Below are 18656 nucleotides of genomic sequence, written 5' to 3' on the forward strand. Positions count from 1 at the left end.
GCATGAAGGTTCCTGCGGCAGAGAAAAAGAGGAGGGGGACGACGGCCCTTACAGGGCCACCGCCGCGACGGCGAAGACCGGGAGCATCGTCACGAGGGCCATGTGCGCCCCGTAGCCCGGCGAGGTCTGGAAGGTGTACTTCAGGGTCTCCCAGAGCTGCGTGAAGGCCGTGACGGCGACGATCACCTGGAGGACCGCGGCGGCGGAGACGAGGGCCGGCATGCCGGTCGCGACCGCCGCCAGGGTGGCGAGGAGGGCGAGCATGATGGCGCCGAAGTGGATGGCGAGCTTCATGCCCTGCATCCTGAAGGTAATGAAGCCCGTGACGACGCTGCCGACGAGGAGCGCGAGGGCGATCACCTGATAGGTCATGTCCATGTTTTTCACCTCAGAAGTTCACGACCGCATAGCGGGGGTCGCTCAGGAGATTGATGTAGGTCGCCGCGCCGGCCAGCTTCACGCCCGGGACGAGGTCGGCCTCGGTGATCCCCCTGAACTTCGCCGAGAGTTCGCAGGCATAGACCGTGACGCCGGCATGCATGACCTCGGCCATCACCTGGTCGAGGGGGGCGAAGTCCGGGTGCCTGACGCCCGCCGCATTCCCCTTCTTCGCCATGCTCACGCCGTCCATCAGGAGGAAGATGGTCACCTTCTTGCCCATGCTCGCCGCCACCTTCGAGAAGATGAAGGTCGCATAGGCCCGCTCGGCATTGCCGATGCCGTTGCTCTGCGCGACGAGGACGCTGTCACGGTCCACGACTGCCGCGGCCCCGGCCTTCTTCTCGGCCTTCTCCGCGATGAGGACGTGCCTGTCCCCCTCGACGCCCTGCTCCACGATGACGGAGCCCGACGATGTGACCGCCGCGGAGACGTCGGCGATGGTGTCCGCGCTCGTGCTCTTCACCTTCAGCCTCTCCCCCACAGGGAGGGAGGCAAGGATGTTCCCCACCGTGATGACGGGGCCGGGGCAGAAGTCCCCGCTGACATCGATCTCTTCCATGGTCTTTCCCGAGGGTATCATGCGTACTTCGACGGTCTTCTCGGACCGTGTCGTCTCCAGTGCGTAGCCGTGCTTCCTGGCCACGGCGCCCATCCCGGCCTCGGCGCCCGGGCTGAGGACGAAGCGGACCTCCTCCCCCGGCGTGTCGAGGTGCGTGATGACGTTCGCGGCAAGGAAGGAGGCGTTCGGGGCCTTGATGCCGGTCGCCCTGATGGTCTTCACCATTTTTTTATCCCCACTTCTCCGCGAAGATCTTCAGCGCCTCGACGATCGGGGCGAGGTCCTTCGGCGGGATGCCCATGATGACCTCGTCCTCCGCGATCCCCGAGTTCTTCCTCGACCCGTTGCAGCCGAGGGTCAGGTTGGGGACGCCGCGCTGCATGACGGCGACGACGGCGTCGGCGCAGAGGGACTGGATGCCGGAGTAGTCGCTGGAGAACCTGCCGCCCGCGGCGTGGAGGTACGCCTGGGTGAGGCGGAGGGCCTGCCTGGGGGTGGCGACGACGACGACGACGTCGGGCTCGAAGTCCGCGGCCTCCAGGGGGGCGTAGATAGAGGCGTAGTAGGTCTCCTCGTTCTTCGGGATGGCGGAGACCGTCTCCAGGGCGCCTTCGGCGGTCCTGAAGTTGCCGAGTTTGTGGTAGGTGCTGCCCTTGGCCACGGCCTCGGGGAGGGGTTCGATGCCCATGACGCCGGCGCCGCCCTTGCACATGTGCTCGTCGCGGGTGGCGTAGCCCTTCATGCCCTTCAGCCGGGCGTCCTGCACGAACTGGCAGTGCCTGCTCTTCTCTGCGATCTTCTCGCAGCCTGCCGGCACGTCTGCGGGAGTCTTTGCAAGCTTCACGGCGACAGGGCTCCCCTTGAGTCCCAGGAGCGCTGTCAGGTCTTTCACGACTGCTTCGTATGACATGGTTCTTCCTCCGCACCCCGGGAGGCCCGGGGCAGATAGTAGACTTCGTGGTCTAACTATACCGTATAGTATAATGTCCATATATACTTTTCTTCGGGGACACCGCCAGGGCAGATCGCCGCCCGTCCGTCAGGAGAGATATGTTTATCATGCCGGAGACATTAGACCATATAGTATAGATGCCGATGACACAGACAGACGACCTCTCAGATACCGAACACCTCATCCTCGCCTACCTCCAGTCCCACGCCCCGGAGGAGTGCATGCTCGACAAGATCTCGACCGGGATCAGCAAGAGCAGGGCGACGGTCCTGAAGTACCTGGGGATGCTCCATGCCAGGGGGACCATCGGCTACCGCCTCGTCGGCCGGAGCAAACTCTGGATGCTGAAAGGTGCGGCAGCTGTCGAGGAGAGGAGGGAGGCCGCCGTCGCCGAGGCCCCCTCCGGCGACTCCCGAACACTCGCGTCCCTCGCCTTCGACCTCCACGACCTCAGGCTGCGGGAGGCCGAGGTCGTCGAGGCCCTGGACCGCCCGGAGACGGTCGTGCTGACGGTGACGGACGACCTCGTCATCGTCGGCAGGAACCGCCTCTTCGCCTCCCTCTTCCCCGGTGCGGTCAGCCTCAGGGACCTGGTGCGCCCGGCCCAGGCCGTGAGGCTCGAAGGGGCGATGCAGAGGAAGAGGGCGGGCACTGCCGCCTCCCTGGAACTCGACCTCATGGAGAAGGCAGGGATCTTCCGGCCCTACGAGGTCACCCTCTTCCCGCCCGGCCCTGGCGAACCGGCAGGCGGCACGGCCGTCGTCGGCGAAGACCTCTCCAGCAGGCGGAGGACGCGGCGGCACCTGGAGGCCCTCCTCTCCATCATCAGGGCCGCAGGGAGTGCGCCCGACGAGGAGAGCCTCCTGGCCGAGGCGATGACGGGCGTCAGGGAGAAACTCCTCCCCTACCTGCACGGTGCGGTCTTCATGGCCGACATGCGGATGGCGTACGGCACCTTCACGCTCACCGGGAGCGCCCGCGTCGGCCTCGCCCCCTTCCTCGCCCGCGCCATGACGACGCTCGGCACGGTCGCCGCGGGGAAGGACGACGAGGTCGTCCGCCTCCTCGCCGCCGCCACGGGGAGCACGGCGGCGGAGAGCGCCGTCGCCGTCCCCATCCTCGAAGAGGAGAGGGCGACAGGTGCGGTCCTCCTCCTCCTTGACGCCCCCGCGACCGCCACCGACGTCGAGAACGTGGAGATGGTCGCCGACGAGATCGCAAGCGCCCTGAAGATGCAGAGGCTGGACAGGGAGAGGTCCGAATATGTCAACACCCTCCTCGCCATGAACAGGATCTCCGCCATCCTGAACGACACGCGGGACGAGGGGTCGATGCTGGCGAAGTCCATCGACGCGGCGATGGAGTCGCTCGGATTCGAGATGGGCTGCGTGTACCTCAGGGACGAGGCCGACGAGATGGTCCCGCGGGTGCAGAGGAACATGCCCGAGAGCCTCAGGCTGATGTGCCTCTCCGGGAGCTTCGACCGCCTCTTCGACCTGGCCTTCAGGGAGAGGAGGGTCGTCTACATCACGCGGGGGACGCCCGACTATGCCGGCCTCCCCCCTGACGTGAAGGCGAGCGGCGTGGCGACGGTCCTCATCATGCCCATCAGGATCGGGGACGAGGTCGTGGGCCTCCTGAACATGGGGAGCAGGAACGAGAAGCACTACATGGCGACAAGCCTGGAGAACATCTCGTCCATCGGCCTCCAGCTCGGCATGGCCCTCGAACGCTCCCGCCTCGCCCGCGCCCTCGAAGGGGATCACACCCTCCCGACGGGCATCAGGTAGATGGGGCGCTCGTCCTCCTCCATCCTCAACACTCTTCTGACCCCTCCGTCGTCGAAGGCCCCGATCGAGACCGTCCCGATCCCCAGGGGGACGGCCTGGAGGTAGATGTTCTGGGAGGCGTGGCCGGCCTCCATGTACACGTACCTGACGCCCCTCTCCCCGTATTTTCCTGTCGTCCGCTCGTACACGCCCGAGATCGCGATGACCGCCGCCGCGTCCTCGATGGCCGACTGGTTCAGGGCGACGCGGGCGAGGGCCGACCGGGCGTCGCCGTCGGCGAGGCGGCGGAGGAGGTGGCCGGACGGGACGTACCGGTAGACCCCTGCCGGGAGGTCGGCGACAGTGCCGGCCGCGACCGTGACCTCCAGCGGGTAGAGAGCCCCGGCCGACGGCGCCGTCCTGTAGCCGCGGACGTCCGTCACGCCCTGGGCCGCCCAGAGGAGTTGCCCGAGGTCGGCGAGGGAGAGGGAGGCGGCGCCGTAGTCGCGGACCGACCGCCGCCCCGCAAGCGCCTCCTCCACCGAGACCCTGCCCGCGGTCTGCGGCTGCGGGAGTTTCACCGTCCCGTTCTCACTCTCCCCGGCGGCGCCCGTCTCCTGGCCCAGAAAGACCGCGGCCAGACCGACCAGGACGACCGTCGCCGCGAGGAGTACGATGAGTGCCGTGTTCATCGTCACCTCTCCCCTCCACCACCGCACGATACTTATGGGTATTGCCCGGGAGAATCGCATTTATTTTTTCAGGTCGATTCTCTCCTCATGCACAGGATCGCTTCTCTTCTGTTCATCTGCATCCTCCTCTCTGCCGGCTGCCTCTCGGCGCCCCCCCAGCAGGAGGAGACCGTCCGTCTGATCACGCCGCCGGCGGGTTTCGCCCTCTTCGACGGCCAGGGCACCTACGTCGGGATCATCGGCAACGAGACTCCAGATATCCCGGCGAACTACAGCATGGGCGTGGTCACCATCCCGCCGGGCAACGCGACGCCCCCGCACAGGCTGATCGGGAGCACCGAGTTCGTCTATCTGATCGGCGGCGAGGCCGAGATCAGGTGCGACAACCGCACCGTGACAGCCCGCGAAGGCGAGACCGTCCTCCTGCCCGCAGGAGTGCTCCAGTCGATCGCCTCTGTCGGGACGACCGACCTCCGCTACGTCAACGCGGTCCAGCCGCCCTTCACCGCGGCGATCGAGGTCTTGGGAGACGACCTGACGGCCCTTACGGGGACGACAGACGGCGTGCCTGCCGTCATCCCCGACCCCAGGGCCGGGATCGAGTGGGACATGGGCTCGGACATGATGATCTACACCCTGGCAAACCCGGTGCTCATGACGGATACGGCCCTTCCCATCGACTACAGCGTCGCCTATGCCGAACTCCTGCCCGGCGGGGCGATCGGCTACAACCGGCTCAACGGATCGTCCGAGGTGATCTTTGTTATCAGCGGCGAGGTCGAGGTCTTCACGCCCGATGGCCGAGCGGTACGTGTCCCTGCCGGGAGTGCCGCGTACGTCCCGCCCGACCAGGTGAAGGGGTACCGGAATGTCGCGGCGTCGAACTCGACGATCCTCAGCTTCGTCGACCCGGCATGGACGCCGGAGAGGACCGCGATGGTGGAGTGACATCCGCCTCCATTATTTTTATTGAATGGCCACACCGGCCTTTTTCTCCTGAGAGGGAGTCTTGGAAAAAAGTGATCCTATGGCCGGGCCAGACCCCCTTCACGTCCTTCCTGGTACCCGGCGGCGCCGCCCTCAGGAGAGGGGGCGGATGACGACCAGGCGCCACTCCGTACCGTGCAGGCCGACACTCGTCCAGTACGCCTCCTTCCTGACGACCCCTCCAAAGCCGGTGTCATAGAAGGAGTAGGCCGCATGCCCCGACCAGTTCCCGGAAAACGATCGTGCGGTCTCGAGGACCTCCGGGAAGTCCGCACACAGGGATTCGTTGAGCGTCTCCTTCCCGATCTCTTCGGGGTCCGCGTCGTAGAGCACACGACCGTCCGACTGGGCGACCATCACGGCATAGGGCGTCCCTTTGACGGCGGCCTCCGCGTGCCCGCCGACGAGACGGTCGGGCAGGAAGGCGACGCTCACCATGCCGATCACCGTCTCGTCCGGCGAGAAGACGGGATACTCGATCGTCGCCGCGTACCCGCCCTCTGCAAGGGGGAAGAGGTCTGACATCACCGGCGCCTTCCGGTCGAACACCTCCCGCACGACCGCCTGCTCCCCCAGGTTGCTCCCGACCAGTCCTGTGCCCGCGGGCCTGGCGGCGGTGACCGTGCCGTTGCGCGCGACCACGATCGCCGTGGAGACGGACGGATCGGCCGCCAGCGCACCGTCGAGGAGCGCCTCAGCCTGCGGCCCAGAAAGCCCGGTGCTCCCGAGGCCCGCGGCCGTCTCCGCCGCCGCCCTGTCGATTGCCGTCAGGTTTCCGGTGACCGCCCCCTGCATCCCGCCGAGGAGGGAGAGCATCTCCAGGCGGGCGGCGTCGTCAGAGGCGCCGCTCTCCGCCGGGGCCGTGCAGCCGGCACAGAGAAGGGAGGCCGCCGCCAGGACGAGAGCGATCGCCCATGCATGAGATTCCATGGATCCCCTATCGACAGAGGAGGACAAGAAATCGACGCCTCATCACGCCCGGAGAAATGATATATGGGGAAAAAAGGCAGGAAAGCGTCTCCGATCCGGTCCGAGACGATCCGGAGGGGCGGACGCCACAATACCGATTCTTTTATTTCCTCTATCCCCACTTCTCCGTATGAAATGTACGGGAATCTTTCCGGTCCTGCTGGTCCTTCTTGCATGTGCACCTGTCTCGGCGTGCACCATCTTCGCGGTCACGCCGGGCGCCTCCGGGGACGGCACCATGTATGTCGGCCACACCAACGACGGTGTCGGTCCTGACTGGAGAAATATCGACGACATCACCCTGACCTATGTCCCGGCGGCCGACCATGCGCCGGGAGAGACGAGGCCCGTCTACTTCGACCCGAACAGCGGTTCCGACGCCGCCGGCAAGAAGGCGGGGAACACGTCGCGCCTGGTCCTCGACTCCATCGAGCAGGTGCCGCACACCTACGCGTATTACACCGCCTCCTACGCCATGATGAACGAGCACCAGCTCCTCAGCGCCGAGTGCACCGAATATGCGAAGGTCGAACTCAACGCCGAGGAGGGGAAGAGGATCTTCTACTCGTCCGAACTCTCGAACGTGGCGCTTGAACGCTGCACGACCGCACGGGACGCGGTCGAACTCGTCGGCAGCCTCATCGACGCCTACGGCTATTACGGGACAGGCGAGACCCTCATCTTCGCCGACCCGACGGAGGCGTGGGTCATCGAGATGTGCTCCAGTCCGGCAGGCACAGGCGGCCTCTGGGTCGCGGAGAAGATACCGGACGGCGAGGTCTTCGTGGCCGGGAACGAGTTCAGGGTCAGGAATGTCACGGCGGGCGACCCGGACATGCTGTACACCCCCGACCTCTTCTCGGTCGCCGAGAAGTACGGCCTCCGATCTCCCTCTGAGGGCGCCTTCGACTGGCTGGAGGCGACGAGTTACGGCGAATACTCCCACCCCTACTACTCCCTGATGAGGGTCTGGAGCATCCAGAACAGGCTTGCGCCCTCGCTGAAGCTGAGCCCCTATGTCGAGGACTCGTACACGACGGCCCTGCCCTTCACGGTCGTGCCCGACACGCCCGTCAACCACACGACCGCCCTCTCCCTCTTCCGCGACCACTATGAGGGCACGGACTTCGACCTGACCGCCGGCGTCGCCGCCGGGCCCTTCGGGAACCCGTACAGGTACCTCGGCCCCGCGGACGCCCACACCAATTTCCAGAACGACACCTCCATCGAGGTGCGGCCGGGCGCGAACCCGCGGCCTGTCTCGGCGGTCTTCTGCAGTTACAGTTATGTCGCGGAGGCGCGGTCCGGCCTCCCCGACCCTGTCGGCGGCGTCCTCTGGTTCGGCCCTGCCGTGGCCTACGAGACGGTGTACGCCCCGATCTACGCCGGTTCCGAGGACGTCTCGACGTCCTACACGACCGGGACGCGGACGGAGTACGACCCCGACGCCGCCTACTGGACATTCGATTTCGTGACCAACTGGGCGATGCTCCGCTATGACGCGATGATCGAGGACATCCGGGCAGAACAGGCCAGACTCGAAGCCGGGTCGATGAGGCTCGTCGGGGAGACCGACGCAGAGGCGGCAGGGATGATCGCCGCGGGCGACGAGGCCGGCGCCCGCCTCCTCCTCACCAATGTCACCGTGCAGAGGGGCGACGAGATCATCGACGAGTGGCAGGACCTCTCGGCGATGCTCGTCGTGAAGTACTCGAACGGCCTCATCACCGACCCGGCGACGGAGGACGTCGACGAACCCGGATATCCGGCCTGGTGGTACGAGGAGGCAGGATACCAGTACGGCCCGAGGGTCTACGACCTCGAGCGCCTCCGCGCCGCGCCCGGCCTGAACTACACCGGCGAGAGTGTGTGGTTCCCCAAAAACGTCTCTATCGACCAGGTCCTGGAGAGGATCTGACCCTTTTTTTCTCTGCGAGGTTTCTGTTCAGGAGTGTCGAGGGAGGAGACGCGGGTTCCGGCCGGGAGTGCGGCGTACGTTCTGGGTGAGAACCAACTGAGCGTCTTCCCACCACTCGCGCCCTTCATTCTCTCTGGTCGAAGGGCTATGCACTCGATATCGTCGACGAGTTCAGGGAGAACGGGATGACCAACCGGACTCTCGGCATGAGATTCAGGGACGAGGTCCTGTCGAGGGGCACTATGGGGGACGGTATGATGCTCCTGGAGAATTTCCTGGGGAGAGAACCGGGGCCCGAGGCGCTGTACCGGCACCTCGGGATAAATAAACCAAGGGCGTAAAAATTCATGAAATACCAAAATCATTCACAATTATGGATTACATGATACCCTTTTTCACACCGTGAAAAAGAAAGGTTTCTAGAACCAGACCCGCCACAAAACCAAAAATATTATATGGGGTTGCCCCCATATTGAAAATCAGTCAATAGCATCGATGGATGTTATGCGTGGAGCATTTGTTCCATAGTATCCTGGATGGTGATCCCATCGAAAGATACACCGCAAACGGTGATGTTTGCCGATCCATTTTGTTATTGGCTCTAAGCACGATTGGAGTCAATAAAATGAGCAATCAACAAGACGTTAATTTCAAGGTCGGTATTGTTGGCCTTGGAGCAGTTGGTTCTGCTGTTAAACACGCACTACGTTTCTACTACCCTCGCACCACCGGTTATGACATAAAAGACATAAAAGGTAGCGGTTCATGGAGTGACATTCTGGAAACAGAGGTGGCTATTATCACCGTTTCGACGCCAGAAGGCATTGATAGTCGCCTTGACTGTTCAGCAGTTGATAATGTTTTGTCCAGGCTCAATGAAAGTAGGTATTCCGGCATTTGCGTGATAAAAAGCACTGTTGGCGTTGGATATACAGATTCAGCGGTGAGACGTTTCCCACGTCTGCGAATCGTTTATATGCCGGAATTTTTACGCGAAAAAAGCAACTTCACCTGGTTTGTCAACCCCGACAGAATCGTTGTAAGCGGAGACGATCAGGATATCGATACTGTGCTGGAGTTATTCACCTGGGTAGACGGACTCAATGATACTGTGCCTGTTTTACGGATGTCTCATATCGAAGCAGAAATTGGAAAACTTGCTCATAATGCAAGAATTGCCCTCCTCGTTAGCTTCACAAATGAAATTGAACAGATTTCTCAGGACCACGGAGCCGATCCAAACCGGGTAATGAGTGTAATCCATGCCGACAGACGCGTACAGTCTCAGGAACATTTGCGACCTGGCCTGGGTCCATATGGAGGGAAGTGCGTCCCGAAAGACACCCGGGAACTGATCAATGCCTCACACAATACGGTCCTCCTCAGAGCAGCAGAGACTGTAAATAACACTCTCCTGAACAAGGGGTTTTGCCTCGATGTGAAAACTGCCGTCTCACAATCGACTGAGAAGCGGATCTGCTAAGGGGGCAAGAGAAAATTATGACGCAACTTGCTGTACTTATTGCCACAAAAAACCGCCCGAACTCCCTGAAAAATGCGCTTCATTCGATTATCTGTCAGACAACTCAGCCGGATACGATTTTTGTTGTCAGTGATTGTGATTCCGAACACGAGAAAGCAACAGATCGAATCATTCATGAGATTGCCCTGATATTTCCACAAATACGGTTGATAAAAAATCAGAGGACAAAAAATCTCTCAGGGGCAATAAACACAGGACTTCAAACTCTTATTGAAGATAATTACATCCCTGAATCTACATACTGCGCCATTCTTGACGACGACGATGAGTGGGAACCGGAGTATCTCTCCCTCTGCCTCGAAAAAGCCGAATCAGAAAACCTGGACGTTGTTATATCGGGCCTTATCCGTCATGAAAAGCAGGATGATGAAGGGATGCGATTGTCTGTCCCAGATTCTCTTAGTGTCAGTGATTTTTTTGTTGGAAATCCCCATGTTCAGGGTTCAAATCTTTTTGTCAGGTTCTCGACACTTCTTGAGGCAGGGGGTTTTGACGAAAATCTGGAAAGTACGACAGACAGAGATGTATGTATTCGAATACTCGATCTGAGTTCGTGCAAGGTTGGGTATATTCAAAAACATCTGGTACATCACTGGGCTCTTCCCAATACAAACCGGCTTTCTGAACCACATTCCCCCCGTAAAATTCAGGGTTTAACAGAATTCTACAACAAATATGCTCCGCGCATGAACTCTCGGGAACGGGATGCATTCAGGCATCGTGCCCTGAAGTTGTTTGGATGTGAGATTCATTCCGTTGGAATACCTGATGGAGCCAAATCGATACATCAAGACAAACCACGTTGTTATCAAACAGAATCAGCAGTTCCTTTGGTCGTTGGTTTCATTGCAACACGGATGACATCCGCTGAAAGTCTCCTTGACGATCTTCATGCTTTTTTTGGGGATTCTCCGGCTATTCGAAAGGTTGTAATCTGTGACAACACACCATCAACCGAAGTTCTTAAACAGTTGGTTGGTCGCGAACAGTATCAATCGCTGAACTGCACGCTGATCAGCAGAAAAACCATCGATGAAGAATGTGATGCAGGCGTATTCGGATCATATCTGCAGGATAAAGAACAACGGAAGGGCATTTCTTCAGGAAGGACTGTCCTTCATCACCATCTTTACAAAGAGGCGAAAAAAATACCTGGTTCTGTTGTCTGGGTGTTGGACGATGACATAAGGCTTGAATATCTCACGAATGAGCACAATATTGTCAAATTATCCTATTCCGAAGTTCAGGACACAATAGTGGAACTGAAAAGGCAGGGCATTAGCATCGCCGTCGGAAAAATAACCGGCGACGCACCGCTACCAGTGCATAGTACTCTTCGAGTTCAACTTCTCGATATTCTATCAGAATTGAAACGCAGGGAACAGGTAATAGTCTCTGAATATTCAGGGCAAAAAAATACTCAAATCGAGCCGATTCACCAGACTGATAAATTATCTGAGAAATTTCCGGATTATTACTATGACTATTCGGGTGAACACACCGCACACCTTGAATTGCCTTTTCGAGAATCACTGATGGAAATACCGACAATTGATGATCTTATCCAGAAGATCCCTGAAATCGGTTTTGGAAAAAATATCTCCCGTCCGGTTATAACTCACCATCATTCTACCTGTAGCAAATTGCCTGTACCATCCCCGTCCATTATCCCTCGGGGAGGGAATACCATTGTTTTCAATCTGGAGTGTCTTCGTGAATTTCCCAACCTTTCCCCCCGGATTGGACAACTGAATGCCCGCCGCGGGGACACGTTCTGGTGTATCCTCAATAATCGCATCAAGGCAGCCAGAGTAGGTTTATTCCCTCTTGCCGTCCGGCAGGAAAGAACATCTGAAACAACACGGGTACACGATTTTGGCACACTTCTTGCAGATTTTTACGGCAGTGCCTTCATCCGTGCGATGGATCAGTACTATGAGAGAAAAATTCGGGAAACTGGTTCCGTTCCCCGCCGGATCAGACTCTCAATAGATGATAACGGCATGGAAATGATCTCATCACTGTTCCGGTATCATCTGAATAGGAGACTTTCCCAGTTTGTAATGAATGCCTCCCGCATTCGAGGTTTAATCGTTTCAATTGAGAATATGTTGGAGTCAGAAGTCTTTTGTGACATTCAGGGAATTGATGAGTTGCATTCATTCCTGAAATCACTGAAACAACTCTACTCTCCTGAAAATATCTGGAAGACATATCATGAGGGGACGTCATGGAACCGTACTGATCTGAATCTGTTTCTGAGCCATTTCAAAGAACATGTGAAAACCTATCGCCACAACCTTTCTCAGGAAATTTATCCGGAACATATCAGATATGCAAAACAGGTCACAGAAAGAATCCTTCGGAAAAGATATCATGACATACCGATGCCCCTGCGGAACATAGGGCATGGTCATGAAGGGGCTGTATTCACTGATGGCAAAAACGCGTACAAATATTTCTATGCGGGTCTGGCGAATTTTCAGGAAGCCCGCCTTGAAATTCTCCGGAAAAAGGTATTAAACAGCAGTTCTCTTCCCCATTTGAGTTCTCTTACCGATATTATTGAGGAAAATGGAGAACTTATCTTTGTCATGTCCTATGAAGGCGATAAAGAATATTCAGGTGGTCACCTTCAGGATATATTCGCAATTCTGAATGAATGTAAAGAATCCGGCATCGCATTTACAAATTTTCACCCAAAGAACCTGATTGTCAATGGTGATACGCTTAAATTGGTAGATATCGGAGATTCGATTGTTCCGTACAATGAAAACGAATTCCTTCAGATGTGCAGAAGGGCATATCTAACGTACCGCTGGTATTTCCGAAAAGATATATCAGAACTGATGTCGACCGCTCTCTTTGACCCTGACCTGCCTGAACTCTACGGTTTTAATTATTTTTTCGAAGCTACGAAGAAAAAAACAAAAAATGATCTCATTAACGAAAAAATAGTTCAATTGGTTACTGAAGGACATCCAACAAGGATTTTTGATTATGGATGTGGAAGGGGATCAATTGCAGAAAGACTAGCAGACAGGGGATATAGTGTGTTTGCGTATGATCCGGATCTTTCGGTTCTTCGTAAGAATTATACCAACCCTGTAAAAGCTCATTATGTCGATCCCAACGAATTGACACACCTTCTATTGCGTGGGGAGACGTTTGACACTGTGGTCTGTAGTCTGGTTCTCTGTACAATCAGCGATAACACAGAAGTAAAGGAGGTCATGGAAAATATCCGTAAGCTGGTTTCAGATGACGGTGAAGTAATTGTTGCTCTTTGCAATCCATTTTCATCATCTGTTTCGGAATCTGAAACCCATATCAAGCTGGACCTCCCGGAGGATCCGACATATCAAAGACAATTTTGTTACCATAAAAAAATGAAGGAAACCGGCAAGATTCGGTATGAATGCCACAGGCCGTTCTCATGGTACAAACACCTTTTCCACCAGCATGCCTTTGAGATATCGAGAGTTGAAGAAGTCAAAACATTGGACATTCAAAACCTCTGTCCGTCCAGTGATTTCATCATCCTGAAGTTAAAACCTCTCAATATCCCAGAAAACAACAAAGTATCACTTCTCATCCGTGCGGGTGCGATGGAATGGGAGACAATCGATCTTCAAATCCGGCACATTGTTCGTCAGTTGGAAGGACCTCAGACCTTTTTAGAGAAAATCGTGGTCACGGATAACTATACGGGCCCATTCGCACGCCAATATTCTCAGGCAAACCTGATGGATTTCAACAGGAAACTTGACCGTCTCGTCGCTGAAGGAATAATTGATAAGGTGGTGACCGCACCTGAAGATCCCCTAATCATTGAAGACACCAACATAAGATGGTTTAATGTTTCTTCAGCGAACCCCCGTAGTCGGAATGGTCAACCGACCTTTATGGCGCTTTTCGGGTTTGAACAGTGTCAGGGAGATTATATTCTCCACATGGATAGCGACTGCATCATCGCACGAATGGACCGTGACCATGATTATCTGGGAGATATGGTCAGCATTTTCCAGTCCGATCCAAATGCCCTTACAGTTTCATTCAATATCGCAAAATCTGATGATGAACCATACACACGGGATAGTCAGGGGGAAAAATGGCGAACTGAAGTGCGATGTGGGCTGATATCGAGGGCTCGAATTCTATCGTCACTTCCTCTCCCAAATGATGCGGATGAATCAGGCGCACTTCAACTTGCCTGGCATCGTGCTCTCGATACCAAACTTGCTCAATCAGAATGGCAGTCCTATCGTGGGGGAGACCGGCGAACATTTTTCATCCATGTTCCCAACACTACAAAAACTAATAGTAATTTTTGGTTCACTGTGCTCAGGTCTGCGGAACAAAAGAAGATTCCAGAGATCCAGAATAATTCCGTTGATCTCAGAGGAACAATGAATGACTGGGCCGGTTCTCTCAGTAATGAATATGTATTCATCATCCGTGGAAAAGATGTTCCCATTTCAAAATTGCGACGATGTATGGATTCGGTAGATCGGCAAACAGACTCCAGCTTTGGCCTGGTCTTCATCGATGCAGGATCCTTGAATCCAGTTCCCGAATATATCAAAGAAGTCCTTTTACCCACATGGGGGGAGAGGGGCCGTGCATTCTTCAATTTTTCCCCCCTGACGTCTCTTGAAAACAATGTAATTGCTATTCGGGATATCTGCTCAAATCCGGACAGTATCATTATCACATTGGATATGGACGATGCCCTCATCGGGACTGATGTCATTGAGTGCCTCAGGGAAAAGTATCAACAGGGGGCAGATTTGACCGTAGGGTCCATGATACGAACGGATAAATCATGTGATTATCCAGCAATATTCGAAGATGTCCGTAATGCACGGGGCGGCAATGTCTGGCAGCATCTGAGAACATTCAGAAAATATCTCTTTGATGCTATCCCGGAATCCTATTTCAAAATTGATACCGGTTGGATTCCCTTTGCCGAAGACTGGGCTTTTATGATTCCCATGGTTGAGATGGCAAGACATCCGGTCTATGTCAATAATATTCTGTACTTCTACGAACCCACGGGGAATAAAGACCCGGCAACCAGGATCCGCCGGGAAGATATGATTGCTAAAATTGTCGAGAAAAATCCCCTGAACAGAGATACCTGCATCTTAAGGGGCGATATGGGATGAAGCCCGGCGATTATGTACTTAATCTCATCAAAGATGCACCAAAAAATCGTCGGACAATCGCACTTATTCGGCATTCAAAGAGAGAATCGTTTAATGGGATTCCTGACGAGCTTCGTGATTCTGTCGGAATTACTGAGGAGGGCATTGTAATGGCCAGAGAATTTGGTGAAGCAATGAATCAAATCCCCTCTGTAAAGAGGCTTCTCCTTGGTCATACCATAGCGAAAAGAGCGGAGATGACGGCTCAGTCAATTTTTGATGGATATTGCTCTGAAAGTCAGGCAAGGATTCTCGGATGCGAACCGACAATAACAAGTCCGGTCGTAAATCTCGATAATCTGGTAAAGGTAAGAAACACATTCGGGTGGTCAAATCTCATCATAAAATGGTTGGATGAGAAAATTCCAGGAAATACCCTTCGGAACCCGTATGAATATACTGATGAGACTTTGAGGAATGTATTGCATTATCCGGGACTGGGCAGGGGCGAATTATTGATCATCGTTGCTCATGACATTACTCTCTTTCCCCTAATTTACAGTTTATTTGGTGAAAATGTAAAGTCAATCGAATTCCTCAACGGAATCGTCATTTCAGCGGATACGAACATTGCTGAAATATCATTTGTTGATGCGAAAAACACATTCAAGACGGAGCGTAGAATTTCATGACTGATCGAAAGATGATTGCAGTGATAGGTGATGCAAATCTGCCTGAGAACTCAGAAAAATATATTCTGGCGGAAAAACTTGGTTGTTGTCTGATTGATAATGGATTTCAATTGATTACCGGTGGACTTGGTGGAGTTATGGAGGCAGCCTCAAAAGGGGCAAGAAATTCATCCCATTATAGGTCTGGTGATACAATAGGTATTATTCCAGGCAATGATCCATGTGAAGCAAACCAGTACGTCGATATTTGTATACCTACTGGTCTGGACATTGGCCGGAATATTATAGTTTCAAATGCAGACGCGGTAATTGCAATAGGCGGAGGTGCAGGCACACTTTCTGAGATGGCAAATGCCTGGGCTCTAAAGCGTTTGATTATTGGATATCGTGTTGAAGGATGGAGCGGAAAACTCGCGGATCAGAAGATCGATTCCCGTAAAAGGTATCCTGAGATCGCTGAAGATCGAGTCTATGGTGTTAACACAGAGATTGAAGCATTAAATGTGCTTAAATTATTGCCAATGTATGATAAGAGGCATAAAGTGATCAGGGAACGGATTGCCAGATAAACTGATTTCAACATCACATTCATCGGAATAAAACCAGTATTTGGGCTTTGTAGGGAACTCTCTTGATCAATACTACAAAGTCTCTTTGATCTGTTTTATTCCTAGTCCGACCCCCTCACGGGATCTTTGCCGCGGCCTTCACGGCGAGGTCCTTGAGCAGTTCATAATCGGGATCAGGCCCGACGGTCACGAACATCTCATAGATATCGTATTGCGAGAAGGTGATCACGTAGTGAATGTGGTCCTCGGTCGCATTCCGGTCCCGTCCGATCAGTTTGAATGCCGCGGAGTTCTCCCCGATGGCGGGCGGGTCGAGCACTTCGTTTCGTCCGATGGAGTAGGTCTCATAGTCGGAGTCGACCATCTTCGTGGCATTTCCTTCGGGGAAGGTGATGAGTTTCTGCGAGATGACAAGGTCCCCCGGCTTTGGTGCCGGGTCTTCTGAAAAAAATTCCACAAATCCGACATCGGCCCCGAACGCTCTCATGGTCGGAGAGAGTTCAGACTCGGGTATCTAACTTGTATCTGGGCGGGGCATAATCTGCGGGGAGATCCTCTTTGGTTAAGAAGAGGTCGAAGAACTCTGTTCTCTGGGTGTCGGGCGCGGCAGGAGTGGTCGCCGTTGTGGGCACAGGTGTCTCCGGGATGGCGTCGGCGTGCCCTTCTGCAGGAGGCACCGGCCCGATGAGCAGGATCGCCGCGATCATGACTATGACAAGAACATACACCGAGGCCGGCACCCAGAACAACCTGCTTTTTCTGGTGAATGCCGCTTCGCCGCGGTTGATCCTGTCCGCCGTCCTGTAAGCATCGTATATAGAATGTCCAAAGATCCCGAGCACCACCAGGGTGGAGAGCAGTATCAGCAACACAGATGCCCAGAATGAGACGAGAAAGAGAGGCACGACGAGGAAGGTGGCGAGGACCGCCGAGACCATATATGCCCCGAGATAGAAGAGGCCGTCATTCGTCCTCCCATTATACCACTGCCCCCACCCGATCCATAAGAGACTGCAGAGGGCGGCGACCCAGGGGTTGCGGAGTTTTTTCACGTCTGGTGATGTGATCGCGGCATTGCGCGATGGCGGCGGGGATTGGTGTGATGAAGCCGCCCCTTCCGGCCAGGAGTCGTTTGGGGCCCCGCAGAACGGGCATGCAGGCAGGCTTTCGTCAAAATAAATATCACAGGAGGGGCATCTTTTGACCGACGGCATGGATCTCCTCTGATGAAAGAATGCCGCCGCACTTAATGTGCCTGTTGATTTTATTTTAAATTTCATCCTCTATCTTTGCCGCATGCACCGTTTCCGGCAGGAGTGGCATCTGGCGGGGGTCATTTTTCGCGGATCTTCAGGAAAGCCGGGATCATTCCGGCCCCCCCTCCCTCTCCGGGCACACACCCTGCGGCTGCGTCGCCGGGTCCTGGAGGTACTCCATCACCCTCGCCATCACCTCGGGGTTCCGGGGCAGGCCGATGTGGCAGTACTGCTCGGGCCGCTCTTGCAGGCCCGACGGGTCTGCCGGGAGGATGTCCAGGCCCGCGCCCGGCAGGTACGAATCGGTGTGCGGCACGATGCCGTCGCCGGCATAGGTCGTCCGCCACTCCCCGTCAGGGCCGAAGGTCCAGGTCTTTCCCTGGAAGCAGGGGAAGAACGCGGGCGTGGCCGTGAGGTTTGCGGCAAGGACCAGCCGATAGGCGATGTCGTCGCGGGCCCTCGCGCCCTGCAGCGCGGCAATGGTCCTGCTGCCGGGGCGGAACTCCTGCACGATGACGTCGTCTGCGGGGTCGTAGTCGCGGGGCACGAAGACACCCGCGAGGCGGTCGATGACCTCCGGGCCGTACTCGGGGTCGTTGAAGAGCTCGGCCATGGAAGACCCGTTGTTCGGCGGCCCGAGGCCGATCAACTGCCTGACCCGCTCCTCCCGCCGCCCGCCGTCGATCACCTCCAGGAGGTACCGGGCGATGCAGGTCCCCATGGAGTGGCAGACCATATCGACAGGTCCGGCATAGCCGGTCTCATCCCGCGCCAGGGCAAGGTAGTCCCTGAACGCCGCGGCGATCTCGCCGGGTGCGGCGTCGCCCATCTCGCTGTGGTCGAAGACCCGGTACGGTATCGCCGCCTCTTCGAGCTGCGGTATCAGGCGTTTCCAGACGCCGGGATGGCTCCGCCATCCATGGACCAGTACGGCCGGACATCTTCCTCTCTGCACGAAACGATCTCACCTTCCGGAGGTCGATATCTCCCTTCTCCTTGAAACACCATCAGCCTTTGGTTTATCTCCGGCGGTCGGTCCCCTCCAGGAAAAGATATATGACATGGCCCCTACTCCCCCGCATATGGGCAGCACGATCCGAGCGTCCGAATACTGGGACTGGAGAGAGGAGTTCACCGACCTTGGCGACGACCCTGTCGCATC

At 56.1% G+C, this 18656-nt stretch carries 15 protein-coding genes and 1 pseudogene; 8 read left to right on the forward strand and 8 right to left on the reverse strand.

What is annotated here, in order from left to right:
* Nucleotides 1-48: 48 nt before the first annotated feature.
* Genes PHP59_RS03505 through PHP59_RS03515 form a run of 3 tightly spaced genes read right to left on the reverse strand, consistent with a single transcriptional unit; the run spans nucleotide 49 to nucleotide 1910 of the window.
* Nucleotides 49-378 carry a DUF5400 family protein gene (locus PHP59_RS03505; RefSeq protein ID WP_300163674.1) on the reverse strand — a complete coding sequence of 110 codons (330 nt, stop codon included), beginning with the start codon at nucleotides 376-378 and terminating at the stop codon, nucleotides 49-51.
* A gap of 10 nt (nucleotides 379-388) precedes the next feature.
* Nucleotides 389-1225 carry a DsrE family protein gene (locus PHP59_RS03510; protein ID WP_300163677.1) on the reverse strand — a complete coding sequence of 279 codons (837 nt, stop codon included), beginning with the start codon at nucleotides 1223-1225 and terminating at the stop codon, nucleotides 389-391.
* Between the two features lie 4 nt (nucleotides 1226-1229).
* On the reverse strand, nucleotides 1230-1910 hold the full coding sequence (locus PHP59_RS03515; protein WP_300163680.1) for a DUF169 domain-containing protein: 681 nt from the start codon (nucleotides 1908-1910) through the stop codon (nucleotides 1230-1232).
* A 179-nt stretch (nucleotides 1911-2089) separates the two neighbouring features.
* Between PHP59_RS03515 and PHP59_RS03520 the strand changes: the two genes are divergently transcribed.
* Nucleotides 2090-3742, forward strand: coding sequence for a GAF domain-containing protein (locus tag PHP59_RS03520; RefSeq protein WP_300163683.1), 1653 nt, complete (start codon nucleotides 2090-2092; stop codon nucleotides 3740-3742).
* Here PHP59_RS03520 and PHP59_RS03525 read toward each other — a convergent pair.
* Nucleotides 3715-4413, reverse strand: a complete 699-nt coding sequence (locus PHP59_RS03525) for a SagB/ThcOx family dehydrogenase (RefSeq protein WP_300163686.1) — start codon at nucleotides 4411-4413, stop codon at nucleotides 3715-3717. The genes PHP59_RS03520 and PHP59_RS03525 overlap by 28 nt on opposite strands.
* Nucleotides 4414-4500: 87 nt before the next feature.
* Between PHP59_RS03525 and PHP59_RS03530 the strand changes: the two genes are divergently transcribed.
* Nucleotides 4501-5361 carry a cupin domain-containing protein gene (locus PHP59_RS03530; protein ID WP_300163689.1) on the forward strand — a complete coding sequence of 287 codons (861 nt, stop codon included), beginning with the start codon at nucleotides 4501-4503 and terminating at the stop codon, nucleotides 5359-5361.
* Between the two features lie 132 nt (nucleotides 5362-5493).
* Here the strand turns inward: PHP59_RS03530 and PHP59_RS03535 are convergent, their stop codons facing one another.
* Nucleotides 5494-6330 (reverse strand): cache domain-containing protein, encoded by an 837-nt coding sequence (locus tag PHP59_RS03535; RefSeq protein WP_300163692.1) that lies wholly within the window; start codon nucleotides 6328-6330, stop codon nucleotides 5494-5496.
* A gap of 169 nt (nucleotides 6331-6499) precedes the next feature.
* Here PHP59_RS03535 and PHP59_RS03540 point away from each other — a divergent pair, with 169 nt between their 5' ends.
* The 6 genes and pseudogenes from PHP59_RS03540 (at nucleotide 6500) to PHP59_RS03565 (ending at nucleotide 16238) form a co-directional block, all read left to right on the forward strand.
* Nucleotides 6500-8287: a C69 family dipeptidase gene (locus tag PHP59_RS03540; protein ID WP_300163695.1), complete on the forward strand. Its 1788-nt coding sequence runs from the start codon at nucleotides 6500-6502 to the stop codon at nucleotides 8285-8287.
* A gap of 143 nt (nucleotides 8288-8430) precedes the next feature.
* A pseudogene (locus tag PHP59_RS03545) lies at nucleotides 8431-8628 on the forward strand (M3 family metallopeptidase); the annotation flags it as partial.
* Nucleotides 8629-8795: 167 nt separating this feature from the next.
* A complete protein-coding gene (locus PHP59_RS03550) occupies nucleotides 8796-9770 on the forward strand; it encodes a hypothetical protein (RefSeq protein WP_300163698.1) in 975 nt (324 codons plus the stop codon).
* Between the two features lie 17 nt (nucleotides 9771-9787).
* Entirely contained in the window at nucleotides 9788-14998 is a 5211-nt protein-coding gene (locus PHP59_RS03555) for a glycosyltransferase (RefSeq protein ID WP_300163701.1), read from the forward strand.
* Nucleotides 14995-15669 (forward strand): hypothetical protein, encoded by a 675-nt coding sequence (locus tag PHP59_RS03560; RefSeq protein WP_300163704.1) that lies wholly within the window; start codon nucleotides 14995-14997, stop codon nucleotides 15667-15669. The genes PHP59_RS03555 and PHP59_RS03560 overlap by 4 nt, the downstream gene beginning before the upstream one ends.
* The gene (locus PHP59_RS03565; RefSeq protein ID WP_300163707.1) at nucleotides 15666-16238 is read left to right on the forward strand and encodes a TIGR00725 family protein; all 573 of its coding nucleotides are present in this window, start codon (nucleotides 15666-15668) and stop codon (nucleotides 16236-16238) included. The genes PHP59_RS03560 and PHP59_RS03565 overlap by 4 nt, the downstream gene beginning before the upstream one ends.
* 115 nt (nucleotides 16239-16353) lie before the next feature.
* Here PHP59_RS03565 and PHP59_RS03570 read toward each other — a convergent pair whose 3' ends face one another.
* The 3 genes from PHP59_RS03570 to PHP59_RS03580 all read right to left on the reverse strand — a co-directional run bounded on the left by PHP59_RS03570 (nucleotide 16354) and on the right by PHP59_RS03580 (nucleotide 18449).
* Nucleotides 16354-16725 carry a hypothetical protein gene (locus PHP59_RS03570; RefSeq protein WP_300163710.1) on the reverse strand — a complete coding sequence of 124 codons (372 nt, stop codon included), beginning with the start codon at nucleotides 16723-16725 and terminating at the stop codon, nucleotides 16354-16356.
* A gap of 13 nt (nucleotides 16726-16738) precedes the next feature.
* Nucleotides 16739-17290 carry a hypothetical protein gene (locus PHP59_RS03575; protein ID WP_300163713.1) on the reverse strand — a complete coding sequence of 184 codons (552 nt, stop codon included), beginning with the start codon at nucleotides 17288-17290 and terminating at the stop codon, nucleotides 16739-16741.
* Between the two features lie 313 nt (nucleotides 17291-17603).
* Nucleotides 17604-18449, reverse strand: coding sequence for an alpha/beta fold hydrolase (locus PHP59_RS03580; RefSeq protein WP_300163716.1), 846 nt, complete (start codon nucleotides 18447-18449; stop codon nucleotides 17604-17606).
* Nucleotides 18450-18656: the final 207 nt, after the last annotated feature.

It is taken from the genome of Methanofollis sp. (genome assembly GCF_028702905.1).
GTDB lineage: Archaea > Halobacteriota > Methanomicrobia > Methanomicrobiales > Methanofollaceae > Methanofollis.